Origin of the sequence: Hyphomonas sp. UBA3195 (assembly GCF_002366485.1) — a bacterium.
GTDB lineage: Bacteria > Pseudomonadota > Alphaproteobacteria > Caulobacterales > Hyphomonadaceae > Hyphomonas.
Window position 1 is genome coordinate 43,393 of record NZ_DEXB01000016.1, and the last position, 16,447, is coordinate 59,839.

Sequence of the window (16,447 nt, forward strand, 5' to 3'; positions counted from 1 at the left end):
GTGAATTATCTCATCCTGATATGGCAGATTGCATGCGTATTGGTGCTTGCGTCCCTACTGTGGATGATCACGCTGATACTTCTTCGGATTATCCGTACGCACAGGCAGTCACTCTACACAAAGCAACGCCAACAGATTCTGGAGGCAATGGCGCAAATCCTGTGGGATGAAAAGGGTGAGGCCGCGATTCCCGACGAGACCCTCTGGAAATCCCCCATGGTGCCGGAAGTCTTTCTTGAATTCGTTGCGCTGGTTAGAGGCGAAGAGCGCGACCGTCTCGTCGCGCGGATGGTCAGGTACCGGGTGGACGATGAATTCCGCCGCCTCTTGCGACATCGGTTCAGATTTGTCCGGCACGCTGCCGTTGAGGCACTGGCCTATTTTCCCGGCCTGCCAACGGCCAAAGCCGTTGACTCGCTGGTGGAGCGGTCAGTAAACCGTGACCTTCGCATCGCTGGAATACGAACGCTGGTCGCCGTTGGTGCCTATCCAACAGTGCCGGATGTCATGCGTGAATTCTCGAAACTGAACGGCAGCACGCGTAGCCTGCAATCGGTCCTGTCGAAACTGGCACTGCACCGTTCACGGGACATCCTGGAATACCTCGGCCGGCCCGGAGTTCCGGACTTCGAACGCGCGGCCTTGTTGTCCGCCCTGGGCGGCAGTGCGGATTACTCAGTCCTTAATATTCTCGAAGCGGCGCTCTCCAGCGATGTGCCCCTGATCCGTGTCGCGGCACTCGACGGACTTGCAAGTCTGGAACACCCGGACGCTGCTCCGGCCATTGCCAGTTGCCTGAAGGATACCGACTGGAGTGTGCGCGCAGGCGCGGTGAAGGCGCTTTGTGAGATATCCCACGATACCTACGCGGCCCAGGTCGCAGACTTGCTTTCCGATCCCGTGTGGCTGGTCCAATTTGAAGCGGCGCAAGCTCTGGCCGACATGGGGGCGTCCGGTCGAGAGCTGCTGGAAGTGTCGGCAATATCAAAGGGCAATGAAAGTGCGAACCGTACCGCAGCCTTGGCGCTTGCGGAGCTGAGTGCGATGGAGGCTGTCCAATGATGGAATCCGTTTTCATCGTTGCGAAATATGTGGGGCTGGTGGTTATCTTTGCCGGTGTTGTCCAGTACACTAATTATTTCGTCCAATTGCTGTTAGCGGCGTTCCAGCTGGCGAAATCGGGGCGTGCCGCGAAGGCTGACGCCCTTTGGCGCCGCTACTCGGATTCGGCGCCGCCCATCGCGATTCTCGTGCCGGCTTATAACGAAGAGAAAACTATTGTCGAAAGCCTTTCATCGCTGATGGCTATTCAGTATCCGAATTATGAGGTCATCATCATCAATGACGGAAGTTCGGATGCCACGCTGGAGGTGCTGAAAGATGCGTTCAACCTTGTAGAAACTTCGCGCCTTTACTCCCCTTTGGCGCCGCACCAACCCATCAAGACGATTTACCGGTCCCAACATCAAAAGCGTCTTGTCGTGATCGACAAGGCAAATGGTGGAAAAGCCGATGCGCTTAACGCAGGTATCAACGTGTCCCGGGCACCTTTGTTTTGCTGCGTTGATGCAGATTCCGTTTTGGAGCCGGATGCGTTGTTGCGCACTGTGAAGCCGTTCATGGAAGACCCAGAGCGGACGATTGCGGTGGGGGGGACTGTCCGGATCGCCAATGGCAGTGTCATCCGGAACGGTCAGATACTGAAGGTGCAGTTGCCCAAGAAGATGCTCCCGCTCCTGCAGACGGTCGAATACCTGCGCGCCTTTCTGATGACCCGAATCGCTTGGAGCCGACTGAATACCGTGCTCATCATTTCAGGGGCCTTTGGCTTGTTCCGGCGCGACGCCGTCCTGAAGGTTGGCGGTTATAGTCTCGGGACGGTCGGTGAAGACATGGAGTTGGTGGTCAAACTGCACAGAACCCTCATAGAGCAAAAACAGGATTATCGTATCCGGTTCATCCCGGAGCCGGTCTGCTGGACCGAAGCGCCCGAGACGCTGAGCGTGCTCCGCAATCAACGGGCCCGTTGGCAACGCGGCACGCTGGAAACATTCGAGCGTCACGGCATGATGGCGCTCAATCCCCGCTACGGATTGGTGGGTGTCCTGGGTTTCGGAAATGTGCTGATCACAGACGTAATTGGACCAATCGTGGATGCTATCGGGTTCATCCTGTTTCCGATATTGGCATTTACGGGCTCGCTTCCACTCGACTACTTCCTCGCCTATATCGCAGTGACGTCAGGCTTTGGATTGGCCATTTCTGTGGGTTCTCTTGCATTGGAAGAAGCGCAGCTGCGCCGTGTGCCCAAGGCATCTGACCTGGCGCTCTTGACGGCAATTTGTGTGTTGGAAAATCTTGGATACCGCCAGCTGAACAGCTTGTGGCGCGTTCAGGGGTGGGTTCAATATCTCAAGAGAAGCGGCTCTTGGGGCGTGATGACCCGGAAGGGGTTCACGGCAAGTTGATCGCTTGGGGGAGGTCGCACCTGCAAGAGCTGCAAAATGACCCGAGATAGATCAAATTCAATATAGTTCGTTTGACGGATGTTTATCGTAATTTGGCACACTGAGCTGAGTAAAAACCTCGCTTGCAGAAGGACTCTTGCAAATGTCCAATAAAATTCTAGTCGCAGACGATGATCGCTTGTTGCGCGGACTGCTCGAGCACAAGCTCGCGGTTGCCGGATTTGAAGTCGATATCGCGGAAGACGGCGGTGCAGCCCTCGAACTCGCGCGCACCATGAAGTATGACCTGATGGTGCTTGATGCGATGATGCCAGTGATGGACGGGTTTGAAGTCCTGCGTCGACTGAAGAATGATCCCGATACGGCCAGCTTGCCGGTGGTGATGCTAACAGCTCGTCGTGGCGAGCATGATGTTCTGGATGCACTGGAGCGGGGTGCCGCTGAGTACCTGACCAAGCCTTTCATTCCGGACGAACTGGTTCTGCGTATCCGCAAGCGTATCAAGGACGAGCGCGCCCGTTTGGATGTGTCTGATCTCCAGCAGGAAGTTCCGACCGAACGCTTCGCGTAGGTCCGACGAACCGTCCCGAGCGAATGCTTACCGGTCCGTTGAAGGCATATTCATTGTAATTGAGAGTTCTGTGCCAGCTGCAGCAATGTAGACGGACCCCGGTGAAAAGCTGACGCCATCGGGGAACTGGGATTGGGGTATCCAGTCCGTATCCAGATCCAGGCGAAGACCCTGTATGGGCAATTCGCTGTCCACCGTGATAACCATCTCGTCTTCAAAGATGCGGGCGTCGACCGATACGCCATCGCGCATGGTCCACCAATCGCCAAATTGCTGCAGTGTCCCGAACCAGGCGAAACGCTTCAGTTCAGGAACCACGGCGTTGAGGAATTCGATTTTTTCTTTCGTGACGTTGGGATGGATCAGCACGACATAGCAGCCCCCATATTCGGCGAGCCGCTTGGCGAGGTCCACGGCCGGTTCCTCCCGCAAGTTCATGTGCGGTGGAATTTCGTCTTCGATGGCGATGGGGAACTGGAAAACGCCTGTTGCACTGTCGTAGCCCCTGCTGAAATTCATGCGGTAGGGCAAATGCGTCAGAACATTTCCCGATGTGGCACTGGAGGCGTATTTGTACCCGCTCGCGTCCAAGGCTTCAGGAAGGCGCGCCGGTGTGGCGAGGTAGCCTGGACGAAACGATACCACTTCTGTTTCCGTGACCTGTTCCAGCAGATACTTGCTCACGCGCAGTTCGCCCAGAATTGAAGCATTCCAGGTTCTGCCTTCATTCAATACGCGGGGCTGGTAGTCAGGAAAGCGCTCGGATCCCTCGCCAAGCGGCATGTCCGAAAAAGTCTTTGCATGCGTCACCGAATGGCTGGCGACCTCCATTCCGGACTCGTTTAGATGCTGAACAATGGGCAGCGTAAAATCATTGAAGAACGCCTTGTCGTTGTAGTCGTCGAAATACTTCGTCTGAATGAAGAAGGTTCCCGGAATTCCGAGCTCTGACAGGAGGTCGCTGAATGCCCTCGTATTGGTCATGGAGTTCGAATAATCGATGTCGAAGGATATGACGACGGCGAGATCTCGCCCTTCCGGCGCGGAGTGAAGCGTGATCGCGGCCGGTTCACTTTGAGTGTAGACGGATTTTATCCATCGCAACCATGTGTCGACAGATGGCTCATAGGCGTTCGCGTAATTTCTCGACACGCCACCATTGCGCCCGTTTGCGGACTTCAGGATGAAGAAGCCGAGATCAAAGCCGATAGCATAAGCTTGTCCACCCTGTTTGGAGGCGTGCGCCACCACAGCTGCGGATCCATCATCGTAGGTGGCCAGAATATTTGTCGCGCCAACGAACGCTTGGGTGCCGATGCGGTGTAGGTCCTTATCAGGGTTTCCAATCCTGACGGTCCTTTCTTCTGGCCGGTCGATAAAGGACAAGGAGGGTTGAGATCCGGAAAAGCGAATCTCCGAATAGTCACGGGATTCTTCGATGCGGTCGAAGCCAAACACGCCTTGCAATCCTCCGCCAAGGATTTGCGTCGCGATCAATGTGCCGCCGGATTCCACGTGCTGGGCGAGGGTCTCCAAGTCTTCGGCATCCAGCAGGCGACCTGAAATTGCTGGGTACGCGAGCACGACCTTGTGTTGGACAGCCGCTTTGGTGTTTCGCGTAATCAAGAAGGGGACACCGATGCTTTTCAACCCTTCAGCCAGTCCGAGCCAGGAGGAATCTTCATCGGTCAGCAGGATGGCGAGTCGCGATTCCGATCCATCGGCGTGAACTGACCAACTGGACGATTGACCATCCGCAATGATGCTATCTGCGGTGGGACCATTCAGACCTGCAAGTCCCTCAAGCGATGGGCGCCGCACATATGTGAGGATGCTTATGGTGATCGCCGCAATTATCAGGGCAGAAATCAGGACTGCGACGCGTTTGTTCCAGAACATCCATTTGTGCCTGTTGAGAGGGTTTCATCCCCAGAAACCGTGAAACCACCTATATTTCGTGAACGCGTTGAATAGTAAGTCCTAGTACTCGTATTTCTCGATGTGAGTCAGCTTGAGCGTATAGGCGGCGTCCGCCAGTTCGCTCTCCTGCGTCTCGGCGGTTAGGATGCCTTCAACCCAGACGGCCTGCGCCAGATCTTTCAACAGGATGGGCTCGTCCGTCGTTACGAATACGGTTTGATTTGGTGGCGGGGGTGGGGCGTGGATACAGGCGCCGAAATAGGGGACCATAAGGAATTCGGTCACTTCGGCTTTTGAGCCATATTCAAACGGCACGGTATAGCCCGGCAACCTGATCGATTTGCCGTTGAGTTCCTTGACGGTGTTGAACGTTCCGATCTGCACCATGGCGTCCGCAGCCGATCCTTCTGCTACGCCTCCGCCACCATAGAGCATCGACATCTGGCTCTGGTACATCTGGGCGAGACGTTCTTCTTCGCCTTCCGGCATCAAGTCTTCCCAGCCGATCTCGGTCACGCCGCGCGCTTTGGCCTCGGATTTTTTGCGGGCCTGATCTGCGGCGCGCGCGGCAATCGTTGCTTCGCGTTTGGCTTTGCGCTCAGCTTCGCTTTCGCCAATCTTGTCGCCAACTTGTGGGGTCGCTGCATCTGGTGCTGCTTCAGCAGGTGCGGGTTCGGCTGGCGTATCTGCTTCGCTGCAGGCTGCCAGTAAGCCTGTCATCAGGGCGGCGGTCAGGAGGGGAGAGAGTTTTTTCATGATGCCAATCTAGGATGCGCGAGGTGACCCCGCCAGTGGGTGTGAGCGGTTAGAGCCGAAGGGATAATCCATCGGCCAGCGACCTGCGGAACGCCATCCAGGCGGGTATCGCCCCGGCGACCAGGGCGGCGCCCGTGACCGCCAGCAGTGTATACAGGTCGTTCAGGCTGGGCCCGGTGCCAATTAGGGATATGCCGTAATGCGCTGAAACAAGCGGACCGATCACTGCCAGCAGCCCATGGATGAGAAGAATGCCTAGCAATGCGCCAAAGAGGCCCACCAACCCTGCTTCAAGCACCAACAGCGTGAAGATGTGACCGGGTCGAGCACCGACCGCACGAAGGATCGACATTTCGCGTCGCCGCTCGTTGAGGCTGGTGAGGATGGAGGTTAAAATCGAAACCACGCCCACCGCGATGACGAATATCGAGACGGCCAGCAATGCCCGTTCGGCAATTGCGGTCACACTCCATAGTTCCGCGAGCGCCTGTGATGGAATGATCGCCATCAATGGCTCGCCCTTGTTGGTGTTGATCTCGCGGCGTGTGGTCAAGATGGTGCCTTTACGTTTCAGGCCGAGATAGATCGCCGTGACAGTCTTGGGTGTGAGATCGAAGGACCGCACGGTCTCTTCGGAAATACTGTCGGCTAGCGGATTCTTTGCGCCGGTTTCCCAGCCGACATGGATGGCGGTGATGGCTTCCAGTGAGACATGTACCGTCTGGTCCACCGGCGTACCAGTCGGGGCAAGAATGCCAACAACCCGGAACGGGCGGTTTTCATGACTTGAGCCGAAGTCGGCTTGGCCCAGCCCATGCGACAGGACCAAGGGGCTATTGATCGAATACCCCAGTTCGCGAGCCACATCGGCGCCGATGACCGCATCGAACAGATCGTCAAACGGTTCGCCCTGCGCGATCATCAGGTCCTGATTGCGGCCAAACTTGTAGCGGTCAAAATATTCGGGCGTTGTGCCCATGACGCGGAATCCGCGATGGCTGTCTCCGAGGGAGATCGAAACAGCCCAGTCTATATCCGGCCGCGTGGCGATCTCCTGATAGGTCGGCCACGAAATTTCTGCTGTCGCGCTGCCCATTCGAAAGACCGAATAAAGCAGCAAGTTCACGCTGCCGGTAGGTGCGCCGACAATCAGTTCGGTGCCAGAGATAGTGTTGCCGAAGCCTTCGCGGGCGCCTGTGCGGGCTTTGTCTACGCCCAGAAAAAGTGCCACCGACAAGGCAACTGCCAACAGGGTGAGCAAAACAGATCCCTTGCGGTTCATGAGGCTCTGCCAGGCGAGAGACAGGATAGCGCTCATGCTGACACTCCCGCGCGATTTATCTCGCCGAGGTCTACCGCCCGGTCGAAATGTGTGGCGAGCCCGGCATCGTGGCTGACGAAGAGAAGTGCTGCGCCTGTGCGCCGCGCTTCCTCGCTCAGTAGATCAATGAATTGATCACGGGCATCCGCATCAAGCGCTGAGGTCGGTTCGTCAGCGATCACGATTTCGGGGCCGCCGATCAGGGCGCGTGCGGCAGCGACACGTTGCTGCTGACCGACAGAAAGGTCAGAGACGCGGCGTGCCAGTAGAGTCTCGTCCGTCAGGCCCAGCCGCGAAAGCAACCGTCGGGCTTCATCGTCTTCGTTACCGTTGATTGCTGCGCGGCGCTTGGGAGAGAAACGTAGAGGCAGCGTGACATTCCCGATGACGGAGAGATAAGGCACGAGATTGAACATCTGGAAAATCACACCGAGATGGTCCGCCCTCAGGCGGTCCCGCGCTGCGGGTTCCAAGGTCGCCAGATCCTGTCCGAGAACGATGACCTCACCAGAGCCCGCCTCCAGCACACCAGCGATGATGCCGAGAAGGGTGGATTTTCCAGAGCCGGATGCTCCGCGCAGAAACAAGCGCTCGCCCGCCTTCAATTGGAAGTCTGAAATGTCGAGGACCTCATTGCCTGGCGTCCAGGCAAAGGAAAGATTCGAAATAGAGACAATCGGTTCTGCCATGTCAGGATCCGAAGGGCAGGAAAGGGCTGTCCGGTGTGAGTGACGCAGAATTGGATTCCCCTTCTTCACCAAGATAGATGGCGTCGACTTCCTCAAAGGCGGGATAGTGTTCAAAGCCGGTGAACATGAGGCCATCCAGCTGGCTGGGGCGCTTGCAATCCCAGACTATGGACAGGGTGAGTGCAGCATGATCGCCCGATCGGCGCACTTCTGCAGAGCGCTCGACAAGGTCGCAGCGCGCATTGCCCATGAGTTCTGTCAGGCCCTCGGCATATTTTTCAAGCTCGGTGGATTTCTTCTTCGTTTTTTCCGATAGGCCGTAATTTACGAGCGGGGCGTCAACGGTGATCGTGACGAAACTGGTGTCGAGCGCAACGGCCAACTCTGCAGCGCCGTGTACATGGGCTTCGCCGCCAGCATATTCACCATGGTCCTCGTCATGACTATCATCGTCACGGTGCTCTGCCGTATGAGCCGAGTACTCCGTATCTGACGCAGGAGGAGTGGATTCGACCGTCGGTGGAGGCTCCACTGCAGCCGGTTCAGGTTCGTATGGCACTTCTGCGCTACAGGCGACGCACAGCGTCAAACCGGCACCCGCCAGAAGCATTTTTGCGCCACGGCCCCATGATCGGTCTATCATATCGCTCCCATTGCCCCGATTGGGGAATTCAGTGTTTTCGGAAAATCTGCTCGCAAGCTGAATAATGATACCATATAACACTTCTTCGCAAGGCCGCAGGACGCGGTTATAGACCGCACCTGACTGTTAACGGACCGGCTTACCGCTTTCCATGTTTGAATCCATGCAGGCCCCTTTGTTTTTCGGCTTGATCGCGGCCTTTGTGACCACGGTCGGCCTCATCGCTGTGGCGATGCGGGGCGATTGGAGTGCGCGGTTCTCTGCCGTCATGGGCCTCGCGGCGGCGGGCATGCTCGTCACGCTCAGCCTGTTGCACATTGCGCCGGAAGCCTTTGCCGAAAGTTCTCAGGCGCCATACTTCATGCTGGGCGGATTCCTTGGCGGGCTGATACTTAATTACGGCCTCAACACATTCTTCCCGGAAAGCGTGAATGGCGGCCGGATGGCGGCTGTCACCCCCATAATCGCGATTGCCATCCACTCCTTTATCGACGGCGTCATCTATTCGGTGACCTTTGCCGCGAGCTTTTCCGCAGGCGTCTATGCGGCGGTCTCGCTGATCCTGCATGAGTTTCCGGAAGGTGTGATCGCGTTCGCGATCCTGCGCAGGCACAATTTTTCGAACCGGCAATCCTTCCTGTGGGCCTTCTTGGCTGCGTCCGCCACGACCCCGCTGGGCGTGATTATGTCGTCGCCCTTCATGTATTTCCTGGGCAGCGAGGCGGTTGGCGCTTTGTTCGCGGCCTCCGCCGGCCTGCTCCTCTACGTTGCGACCGGCCCCTTGATGGCTCCGATGAAGGAGGAGCCGCCGCTGCGCAGCCTGTTGGCTCTGTCGGCTGGTGTCGCCATAGCGCTCGTGCTGTCCTTCCTGCCGGTACATGACCATGATGATGACCATCACGAGGCCATCCGTATGGAAGCGCCGCATCCGCTGCCGGACGAGATTTGATGCGGCATCGGCTCATCGCCTTTCTGGCATGCTGTCTGATAGCCTGCCTTGCTGTCACATCTGCGCCGCAAGCGGCGTTCGCCCACCCGGAAGACGAGCTTTGCCTGCCGGGGGGAGGGATGGACCCCGCTTTGTGCCGGGAGCTTCAGGAACTGGACAGGGCTGGTGACGCAACTGAAACAGGAGACGACGTTCCGGGCAGCGAGGTTGAACTCGACAGATCCGGGATCGAGACGGCGATCTTCTATGTTCGGATCGGATTCGAGCACATCCTGCCAATGGGGGTGGACCATATCCTGTTCGTCCTGGCGCTTTTCCTGTCCAGTCGGCGGATAAAGCCGCTGCTCTGGCAAATCTCTGCCTTCACGCTGGCGCACACATCCACGCTCGGCCTTGCGGCTGCCGGGGTGATCTCGCCTCCGGCAAGTATCGTCGAGCCACTGATTGCGCTGACAATCGCCTGGGCCGCGCTTGAGAACATCCTGTTCAAGGAACCAAGCGCCTGGCGTCCGGCACTCGTATTCGGCTTTGGCCTGATCCACGGCATGGGTTTCGCCGGTGCGTTTGGGGATCTTGGCCTGCCACCGGGGATCTTCTGGCCAGCTTTGATCGGATTCAATGTCGGCGTTGAGATCGGCCAGCTCGCCGTTATCGGCATGGCGCTTGCAGTGGCCGTTGTCATCAGGGGCGCCCTGAAGCAGGCCGGCCGGCCAGACCTCTACCGGCCAGTTCTGGTATGGCCGGTATCGGCGGCCATCGGAGCAATTGGGCTCTGGTGGGCAATCGAGCGGACCTTCCTTAACTCTTAGCCTGGCAAAGTGCGCTTCGACTCGGAACGGAACGCGCTCAATGGCCTCTCGCGACTGGATCAGACATCTCAGCTCGGCTCTGCTGGCTTCGGCACTGACGGGTTGGATTGGTTTTGCAGAATACGCATCGGCGTATGTGCCCCCTCCAGCGAACGTTGAAACGACCTCGCCGCGCTCACTTCTGAAGGAGCCTGGCCTTGCCCTGAGGCAGGTCTATGCTGAGGCAGCCGCATGGCGCGGTGCCGAAGCAAAGCAGGCGCGCAATGCCATGATCGCTGCCTGGCTTGGTGGACTGAACGATGCTGGTTTGGCGGACTATTCAGTACGCCATCTGGACAAGGGCTTGATCTATGCAATCCGTTTCCGAAACCCTGTTGTCGAGGATGACATCCATGCGCTTTGGGTTGCGGTGCCGGATGGTCCGGATCTGCCGTCGTCGGTCCTGCTACGCACACCTCATCGCGGCGCGGCTGACCTGACCATTCTGGAACTGCAGTCGTGTACCTCTCGTCGGACACTACAAGTATCCGATGACACCTTACTGACGGAGCAGGCTGAGGCCCGTGCAGTTTCTCAGCTTAGCGCCTATCTCGACACACCTGATCCGATGCCCATCACGGTATTGAGCGAAGCACGAGACATTTGTCGTCAGATTGCGCGAGTCTTGCCCACACCTGAGAAATAGTCCCAAAAGCTCAAGCCTGTTCAAGACGTTTTTCTGAGTCGCTCCGTGGCGGCTTCGTCGGCATCCCGCATCGTGAAGCGCTTCGTGAATTCAGTTACGCGCGGAGCGATCTCGGTCTGAAAGCGTCTGCCATTGAATACGCCGTAATGGCCAACGCCCGGCTGGATATAGTCGGTCTGCATGTCTTCCGGCAACTTCACACATAGGTCGTGTGCAGCCTGTGTTTGACCGATGCCGGAAATATCATCCTTCTCGCCTTCAACCGTCATCAGCGCGACATCGCGGATCAGTTCCGGTTTGACGAGATGTGTTCCGCGATAGCGATACATGCCGCGGGCCAGCTGGTGCTCCTGAAACACGCGTACGATTGTTTGCAGGTAGAATTCTTCCGTCAGGTCGAGCACCGACAGGTATTCATCGTAGAATTCCCGATGCTTGCCGACATTGTCGCCATCCCCTTCAACCAGATGATTGAAAAAGTTCCAGTGCGCATCGACATGGCGCGACCAGTTCATGTTCATGAAGGAAGCGAGCTGGACAAAGCCTGGATAGACTCTCCGGAACATGCCCGGGTAGGGGCCCGGCACAGTGTGGATCATGTTCTCTTCAAACCACGAAAGCGGTTTTTCCTCGGCCAGCACGTTCGGAACGGTCGGACTAAGCCGTGTGTCGATCGGCGACCCCATGAACGTCATGGAAGCGGGCCGGGCCGGGTCATCATCCTCGGCCATCATGGCGACAGCAGCAAGCACAGGCGGGCCTGGCTGACACACGCCAAGTACATGGGCGCCCGCGCCCAGATGAGTCAGCATCGATCGTATGTGATCAATATAATCGTCCAGATCGAACCGCCCCAACCAGACAGGTGCCATACGAGAGTCCTGCCAGTCAGTGATGTAGACATCATGGGTCGGCAGGAACGCCTCAACTGTCCCGCGCAGCAGAGTGGCATAATGGCCAGAGAGCGGGGCAGCTATCAGAAGACGGGGCTGAGGGCCGAGCTTTTCTGAATTCCGGGCGGCGGCAAGCGCTTCTGGATCCTTCTTGAAGTGGATCATGTTGCACCAAGGCGAGCGCCACGCCACAACAGGGGTCACATCAATGGGCGCGCTATTGATCCGCACCGTATCGATCCGCCATTCCGGTTTACCGTAATAGCGTGTTGCGCTTTCAAATACGTCCGCCATGGCGGACAGCGAGCGACCATAGTCGGTCTGCCCCATCAGGTTCAGCGGCGAACTCAGCGCTGCGCGACTGGCGCGCGCGGCAACCCGCATGGGTGCCATTGCCGCCCGGTTCATTTCGACAAGTGAGTACAGCATCAGCTACACACCTTTCATGTTGCGGTGCAGCATAGATGGCAATCCCTGTCAGGGCAAACATATTCGCCAGATAGGCGTGGGTCGGGACGGGAACATCATGGTTTCATTTTTCTGCAAAATTGATCGAATTCAGCAAGCTTCAGCTTAACCGGGACAAGGTAAATTGTCCCCGAAATGGAGTGATTGCCATGTTCCTCAAATGCCAACCCAATCCCCATCGTGGCGGTCGCATGACGCGGGCCATCATCTATGAGCAGGCTCCAGGCCAGCATTTCGCGATTGATGCGGAAATTCTGCACAAACAGCCGGAATTGCTCAATGATTTCGGCAGCTACATGCATACGCGCTTTCGTGTTCTGGACGCGTTGGCCTATTTCATCTGCCTTGCGGGTGTATTGGCATCTCTGGCCTTTGTCTGGTGGATGTTCCTGCCGGGCATTGCAATTTGCACCATGATGCTAGCTGTCAACAGGAAGGCCGCTGGCGAGATTGCGCTGCGAGCTGCCCGGAAATCGGCCGACAATTTCAGAAAACTGCACGAAATGGGCTGTCTCTGGCTCGTGTTCGCCTGATCCCCGCTAGATGCGGATCATGCCAAGTACGACTGATACAATCGCCACCAATGTAAACATCAGGGAAAGGCTGACCGAAATGGCGCGCTGACCCTTGCGGCTCGTGCGTTCGCCCTTTTGCTTTTTCCCAGGTGTCAGCATCCAGCGATTGGAGAAGAACCCGAAAGCGGCCAACAAGGCGGTGACGGCGGCTGCCCAGCTTGAGGCGAGCAGGAAGAACGCGCCGGAAGCGAGCATCATGCCGGCGATCGGCGTGGACGTCTGGAGCAGCAATTCCCGGACATGGCGATCGGCGCGCGATCCGTCCAGCTTGTCAAAGCTGCAATTGGGCGACGCAATGGCCGCGACCCAGGACGCGCCCACGGCCATCGCACCAGCGAGCAGACCAAGATGCGTGGCGGTGGTGGAGATTCCTTCGAACATGCGCTGCAATATGCGCCGGATTCGCGGGCTGGCCTAGAGAAAGCTTCGAGAGACGACGGCGGCGATCATCTTTTCATCGTCGGGCAGCTGGCCATCCAGTATCAGCATCGACAATCCATGCACGATCGACCAGGCCTGAAGGCGTTTGACCATCTGTAATTCGGGCGGCGTATCCTTCGGCAACACATCCCCCAACGTGTTGGACAACATAGCGAATGCGCCGGTCTCTTTCGCCTGATTTGGCTGAAGCACTTCGGCGCGAGGCGCTTTCGTCATCATCAGGCGAAACAGAGACGGATTGTCTATTGCAAACCGGACATAGGTTCGCCCCATGATTTCGAACGCATCAATGCCCGCTGGAGTTTTGGAAAGGGCATCCCGGAACGTATCAGACAGCTTCACGCTCCCAACTCCGCACAAAGCGCCTAGAAGCGCGGCCTTATTGGGAAAGTGTCGATAAACTGCCGTCGCTGAAACACCGACATTCCGGGCAATTTTTCTGAGGCTCACTTTCTCGGCCGGGCTGTTGCTGATCTGCGCCAATCCTTCTTCGATCAGGGCGGCCCTTAGATCACCATGGTGGTAGTTCCCGCCCTGAGCGTTCATGTTGACACTGTTATCATTCATCGGCATGTTATCAGTGTAAACATTGCGGCGCAGACAACAAGCCGCGAGGATGATCTCCATGCCCAGCCCTGTGAAAACAGCTATTCGGGGAGTCGTGACAAAAGGAGTCATGGCGGTGGCGGGATTCAACCGCAGCCGGCGCAAGGCAACACAGCCCAACGTCTTTCTTGAAGGCGTTCATACCCCGCTGACGGAAGAGATCACCGAAATTGATCCAAAGGTGACGGGGGCGATTCCCGCTGGTCTGAATGGCCTTTACGTCCGCAATGGCCCGAACCCCGTTTCACCGGTCAATCCAGCTGCACATCATTGGTTTGTAGGGGATGGCATGTTGCACGGTGTCCGCCTGCAGGATGGCAAGGCGCTTTGGTACCGCAATCGCTGGGTGAGGTCCAACAGTGTGAGTGATGCCCTAGGCGAGCCGCGTGCGCCCGGTCCGCGTCACCCCAGAATTGATGTGGCGAACACGAACATTGTTGGTCACGCAGGAAAGATCTGGGCGATTGTTGAAGCGGGTGGGTATCCCGTCGAAGTGTCCGAGGACCTGGAGACGCGTGCGCATTCGGATTTTGACGGGACGTTGGGTCAATCTTTTTCCGCGCATCCGCATTACGACCCCGACACAGGCGAGATGCACGCCATCTGCTACGAGTCGCAGCAAACCAATCTGCTTTGGCACAAGGTGCTGGGCGCTGATGGCCGCGTGCGCCGGGATGAGCCAATCCCTGTCGAGCATGGCCCAATGGTTCATGACTGCATGATCACCCCGAAATACGTGATCGTGATGGACCTTCCGGTGACGTTCTCCATGAGTGCCATCATCAGTGGCATGAGCTTTCCGTATCGGTGGAATGAGAACCACAAGGCGCGTATTGGTCTGTTACCGCGAGAGGGGAGTGCGGATGATATCATCTGGTGTGATGTCGATCCCTGTTACATCTTCCATCCTGCGAATGCCTATGAAACCGAGGACGGAAAAGTCGTGATGGACGCATGTGTTTATGATCACATGTTTGCCCCTGACAATACTGGCCCGGACGGCGTCCCGAAATTTGAATCCCTGAAGATTGATCCGGCGACGCGAACCGTGTCACGGCGTGTGATAGATGACCGCGCTCATGAGTTTCCGCGCTATGATGAGCGGCTGACCGGAAAACCCTATCGCTATGTTTACACAACGGCTGTCGCGGCAGACGGCTTCCTCACCGAAACACGCATCTTCAAGCATGACCTGACCAATGGCAGCTGCGAAGTTCGCGATTTTGGATCAGGACGGGTGCCGGGCGAATTCATTTTCATTCCTGCCAGCGAAACGGCCTCAGAGGATGAGGGCTGGCTGATGGGCTATGTGGTCGACACCAATGCGGGCCTATCCGAATTGGTCATTCTCGATGCCGCAAATTTCACCGCTCCGGCGGTTGCAACCGTGCACATTCCGCAACGCATTCCGCAGGGATTCCACGGTAATTTCATTCCAGTTGGCTGAGTGGGGGGACGAGGGGGCCGTCGATGACGGCCCCCTTCCACGTATCCTTAAAGGGCGGCCTCGTAGACCTTTGCATAATCATCCGCACTCATAGGCTTTGGATTGCCGAAATGGGCGAGGTCTTTAAGTGCATACTCAACCACGCCGGGGGCGTCGTCTGCCGACAATCCGATGGCGGACAGGGTGGCTGGGATGCCGATATCGGCATTCAGCTCTGCAATTGCGTCGCCAAGATCCGCGCCGGGTTTCAGACCCATGGCCTGACGAAGACGCACATATTTCTCATCGGCTGAACCCTCATGGAAGCGTAGGATATGCGGCAGGAAGATCGCGTTCAGCGTGCCGTGGTGCAGTCGCTTGTCATGCAGACGGCCCGCCGCGTGTGACAGGGCGTGGACCCCGCCAAGGCCTTTCACGAATGCCAGAGCGCCTTCATAACTTGCCATCATCATGTGCCAGCGGGCGTCCGCGTCCGAGCCATCCTTGACCGCCTTCTTCAGCCAGCCATTCCCGACAGCACGGAACACGCCCTCATACGCAATGCCTTCGGCAGGCGGATTCACGGTTGGGGACAGGACTGATTCAATGCAGTGTGTGACGGCGTCCATCCCAGTGGCGGCCGTCAGTCCGGCAGGAAGGCCAAGAGTCAGGTCCGGATCGCAAATGGCTGTGGCAGGGATCAGGTTTGGAGAGACGATGGTCTCCTTGCGGCCATTCTCCAGTACAAGGACCAGGCCGACTGAGACTTCTGAACCCGTACCGGATGTGGTCGGGATAGCGATCAGCGGCGGGATCTTGCCGATCTTCTTGGCACCGCCGGTGATGGCGGCATAATTTTCGAGCGGTTCATCATGACTGACCAGCAGGCCGATTCCCTTGGCATGGTCCATGGACGAGCCGCCGCCGAGTGCGATCAGGCCGTCGGCGCCGCATGCCTTGTAGGCGGCTGCTGCTTCCTTGGTCTGCTTCTCGGTCGGGTTCGGCACGGTCTCCGCGAACACGCCTGCCGCTGCAACGCCCAACGCATCTTCGACCTTCGCCAGAATGCCGGCGGCCTTGATGCCGGGGTCCGTCACAATGAAAGGCCGGGTCATGCCGAGCTTCTTCGCCGTACCGGCGAGCTGCTTCAAGGCACCTGAATCAAAGATGCAAGTGGTGAGATAATTTATGACGGGCATGGTGTGGTCCTCATTGGGATGGTTTCCT

17 protein-coding genes are annotated in these 16,447 nt (G+C 57.5%); 8 read left to right on the forward strand and 9 right to left on the reverse strand.

The window, feature by feature from the left end; translation table 11 throughout:
• Positions 1 to 63 precede the first annotated feature (63 nt).
• The 3 genes from B2344_RS05275 to B2344_RS05285 all read left to right on the forward strand — a co-directional run bounded on the left by B2344_RS05275 (position 64) and on the right by B2344_RS05285 (position 3,039).
• Positions 64 to 1,062 carry a HEAT repeat domain-containing protein gene (locus B2344_RS05275; protein ID WP_290484797.1) on the forward strand — a complete coding sequence of 333 codons (999 nt, stop codon included), beginning with the start codon at positions 64 to 66 and terminating at the stop codon, positions 1,060 to 1,062.
• Entirely contained in the window at positions 1,059 to 2,468 is a 1,410-nt protein-coding gene (locus B2344_RS05280) for a glycosyltransferase family 2 protein (protein WP_290482281.1), read from the forward strand. Before B2344_RS05275 ends, B2344_RS05280 begins: the two co-directional genes overlap by 4 nt.
• A 142-nt stretch (positions 2,469 to 2,610) precedes the next feature.
• On the forward strand, positions 2,611 to 3,039 hold the full coding sequence (locus tag B2344_RS05285) for a response regulator (protein WP_206991474.1): 429 nt from the start codon (positions 2,611 to 2,613) through the stop codon (positions 3,037 to 3,039).
• Positions 3,040 to 3,066: 27 nt separating this feature from the next.
• Here B2344_RS05285 and B2344_RS05290 read toward each other — a convergent pair whose 3' ends face one another.
• From B2344_RS05290 to B2344_RS05310, 5 genes are all read right to left on the reverse strand, one after another.
• Complete coding sequence (locus tag B2344_RS05290) at positions 3,067 to 4,938, reverse strand: polysaccharide deacetylase family protein (RefSeq protein WP_290484798.1); 1,872 nt, start codon at positions 4,936 to 4,938, stop codon at positions 3,067 to 3,069.
• 81 nt (positions 4,939 to 5,019) lie between these two features.
• Positions 5,020 to 5,715 (reverse strand): DUF3299 domain-containing protein, encoded by a 696-nt coding sequence (locus tag B2344_RS05295; RefSeq protein WP_290484799.1) that lies wholly within the window; start codon positions 5,713 to 5,715, stop codon positions 5,020 to 5,022.
• Between the two features lie 49 nt (positions 5,716 to 5,764).
• The gene (locus B2344_RS05300) at positions 5,765 to 7,033 is read right to left on the reverse strand and encodes an ABC transporter permease (RefSeq protein ID WP_290484800.1); all 1,269 of its coding nucleotides are present in this window, start codon (positions 7,031 to 7,033) and stop codon (positions 5,765 to 5,767) included.
• Positions 7,030 to 7,725, reverse strand: coding sequence for an ABC transporter ATP-binding protein (locus B2344_RS05305; protein WP_206991470.1), 696 nt, complete (start codon positions 7,723 to 7,725; stop codon positions 7,030 to 7,032). The genes B2344_RS05300 and B2344_RS05305 overlap by 4 nt, the downstream gene beginning before the upstream one ends.
• A gap of 1 nt (position 7,726) precedes the next feature.
• Complete coding sequence (locus tag B2344_RS05310; protein ID WP_206991469.1) at positions 7,727 to 8,368, reverse strand: ZrgA family zinc uptake protein; 642 nt, start codon at positions 8,366 to 8,368, stop codon at positions 7,727 to 7,729.
• 151 nt (positions 8,369 to 8,519) lie between these two features.
• Here B2344_RS05310 and B2344_RS05315 point away from each other — a divergent pair, with 151 nt between their 5' ends.
• From B2344_RS05315 to B2344_RS05325, 3 genes are read left to right on the forward strand one after another with little or no spacing between them, the layout of a single operon-like run.
• The gene (locus B2344_RS05315) at positions 8,520 to 9,317 is read left to right on the forward strand and encodes a ZIP family metal transporter (protein WP_206991468.1); all 798 of its coding nucleotides are present in this window, start codon (positions 8,520 to 8,522) and stop codon (positions 9,315 to 9,317) included.
• The gene (locus tag B2344_RS05320; RefSeq protein ID WP_290482277.1) at positions 9,317 to 10,126 is read left to right on the forward strand and encodes a HupE/UreJ family protein; all 810 of its coding nucleotides are present in this window, start codon (positions 9,317 to 9,319) and stop codon (positions 10,124 to 10,126) included. Before B2344_RS05315 ends, B2344_RS05320 begins: the two co-directional genes overlap by 1 nt.
• 40 nt (positions 10,127 to 10,166) lie before the next feature.
• Entirely contained in the window at positions 10,167 to 10,811 is a 645-nt protein-coding gene (locus tag B2344_RS05325) for a hypothetical protein (protein ID WP_206991466.1), read from the forward strand.
• A gap of 20 nt (positions 10,812 to 10,831) precedes the next feature.
• On the opposite strand, the gene B2344_RS05330 is transcribed toward B2344_RS05325, so the two are convergent.
• Positions 10,832 to 12,133, reverse strand: coding sequence for a polyhydroxyalkanoate depolymerase (locus B2344_RS05330; RefSeq protein WP_206991465.1), 1,302 nt, complete (start codon positions 12,131 to 12,133; stop codon positions 10,832 to 10,834).
• Between the two features lie 188 nt (positions 12,134 to 12,321).
• On the opposite strand from B2344_RS05330, the gene B2344_RS05335 reads away from it, so the two are divergent.
• On the forward strand, positions 12,322 to 12,705 hold the full coding sequence (locus tag B2344_RS05335) for a hypothetical protein (RefSeq protein WP_290484801.1): 384 nt from the start codon (positions 12,322 to 12,324) through the stop codon (positions 12,703 to 12,705).
• A 6-nt stretch (positions 12,706 to 12,711) separates the two neighbouring features.
• Here B2344_RS05335 and B2344_RS05340 read toward each other — a convergent pair whose 3' ends face one another.
• Entirely contained in the window at positions 12,712 to 13,128 is a 417-nt protein-coding gene (locus B2344_RS05340; RefSeq protein WP_290480052.1) for a hypothetical protein, read from the reverse strand.
• 33 nt (positions 13,129 to 13,161) lie between these two features.
• On the reverse strand, positions 13,162 to 13,755 hold the full coding sequence (locus tag B2344_RS05345; RefSeq protein WP_206991462.1) for a TetR/AcrR family transcriptional regulator: 594 nt from the start codon (positions 13,753 to 13,755) through the stop codon (positions 13,162 to 13,164).
• Between the two features lie 94 nt (positions 13,756 to 13,849).
• On the opposite strand from B2344_RS05345, the gene B2344_RS05350 reads away from it, so the two are divergent.
• Positions 13,850 to 15,241 (forward strand): carotenoid oxygenase family protein, encoded by a 1,392-nt coding sequence (locus tag B2344_RS05350; protein WP_290484802.1) that lies wholly within the window; start codon positions 13,850 to 13,852, stop codon positions 15,239 to 15,241.
• Between the two features lie 47 nt (positions 15,242 to 15,288).
• Here B2344_RS05350 and B2344_RS05355 read toward each other — a convergent pair whose 3' ends face one another.
• Positions 15,289 to 16,419 (reverse strand): iron-containing alcohol dehydrogenase, encoded by a 1,131-nt coding sequence (locus B2344_RS05355; protein ID WP_206991460.1) that lies wholly within the window; start codon positions 16,417 to 16,419, stop codon positions 15,289 to 15,291.
• Positions 16,420 to 16,447 lie beyond the last annotated feature (28 nt).

Excerpts from the sequence above, each read along its gene's own strand:
- B2344_RS05275 (WP_290484797.1), top strand. The coding sequence starts at position 64 with ATGATCACGCTGATACTTCTTCGGATTATCCGTACGCACAGGCAGTCA.
- B2344_RS05280 (WP_290482281.1), top strand. The coding sequence starts at position 1,059 with ATGATGGAATCCGTTTTCATCGTTGCGAAATATGTGGGGCTGGTGGTT.
- B2344_RS05285 (WP_206991474.1), top strand. The coding sequence starts at position 2,611 with ATGTCCAATAAAATTCTAGTCGCAGACGATGATCGCTTGTTGCGCGGA.
- B2344_RS05290 (WP_290484798.1), bottom strand. The coding sequence starts at position 4,938 with ATGTTCTGGAACAAACGCGTCGCAGTCCTGATTTCTGCCCTGATAATT.
- B2344_RS05295 (WP_290484799.1), bottom strand. The coding sequence starts at position 5,715 with ATGAAAAAACTCTCTCCCCTCCTGACCGCCGCCCTGATGACAGGCTTA.
- B2344_RS05300 (WP_290484800.1), bottom strand. The coding sequence starts at position 7,033 with ATGAGCGCTATCCTGTCTCTCGCCTGGCAGAGCCTCATGAACCGCAAG.
- B2344_RS05305 (WP_206991470.1), bottom strand. The coding sequence starts at position 7,725 with ATGGCAGAACCGATTGTCTCTATTTCGAATCTTTCCTTTGCCTGGACG.
- B2344_RS05310 (WP_206991469.1), bottom strand. The coding sequence starts at position 8,368 with ATGATAGACCGATCATGGGGCCGTGGCGCAAAAATGCTTCTGGCGGGT.
- B2344_RS05315 (WP_206991468.1), top strand. The coding sequence starts at position 8,520 with ATGTTTGAATCCATGCAGGCCCCTTTGTTTTTCGGCTTGATCGCGGCC.
- B2344_RS05320 (WP_290482277.1), top strand. The coding sequence starts at position 9,317 with ATGCGGCATCGGCTCATCGCCTTTCTGGCATGCTGTCTGATAGCCTGC.
- B2344_RS05325 (WP_206991466.1), top strand. The coding sequence starts at position 10,167 with ATGGCCTCTCGCGACTGGATCAGACATCTCAGCTCGGCTCTGCTGGCT.
- B2344_RS05330 (WP_206991465.1), bottom strand. The coding sequence starts at position 12,133 with ATGCTGTACTCACTTGTCGAAATGAACCGGGCGGCAATGGCACCCATG.
- B2344_RS05335 (WP_290484801.1), top strand. The coding sequence starts at position 12,322 with ATGTTCCTCAAATGCCAACCCAATCCCCATCGTGGCGGTCGCATGACG.
- B2344_RS05340 (WP_290480052.1), bottom strand. The coding sequence starts at position 13,128 with ATGTTCGAAGGAATCTCCACCACCGCCACGCATCTTGGTCTGCTCGCT.
- B2344_RS05345 (WP_206991462.1), bottom strand. The coding sequence starts at position 13,755 with ATGAATGATAACAGTGTCAACATGAACGCTCAGGGCGGGAACTACCAC.
- B2344_RS05355 (WP_206991460.1), bottom strand. The coding sequence starts at position 16,419 with ATGCCCGTCATAAATTATCTCACCACTTGCATCTTTGATTCAGGTGCC.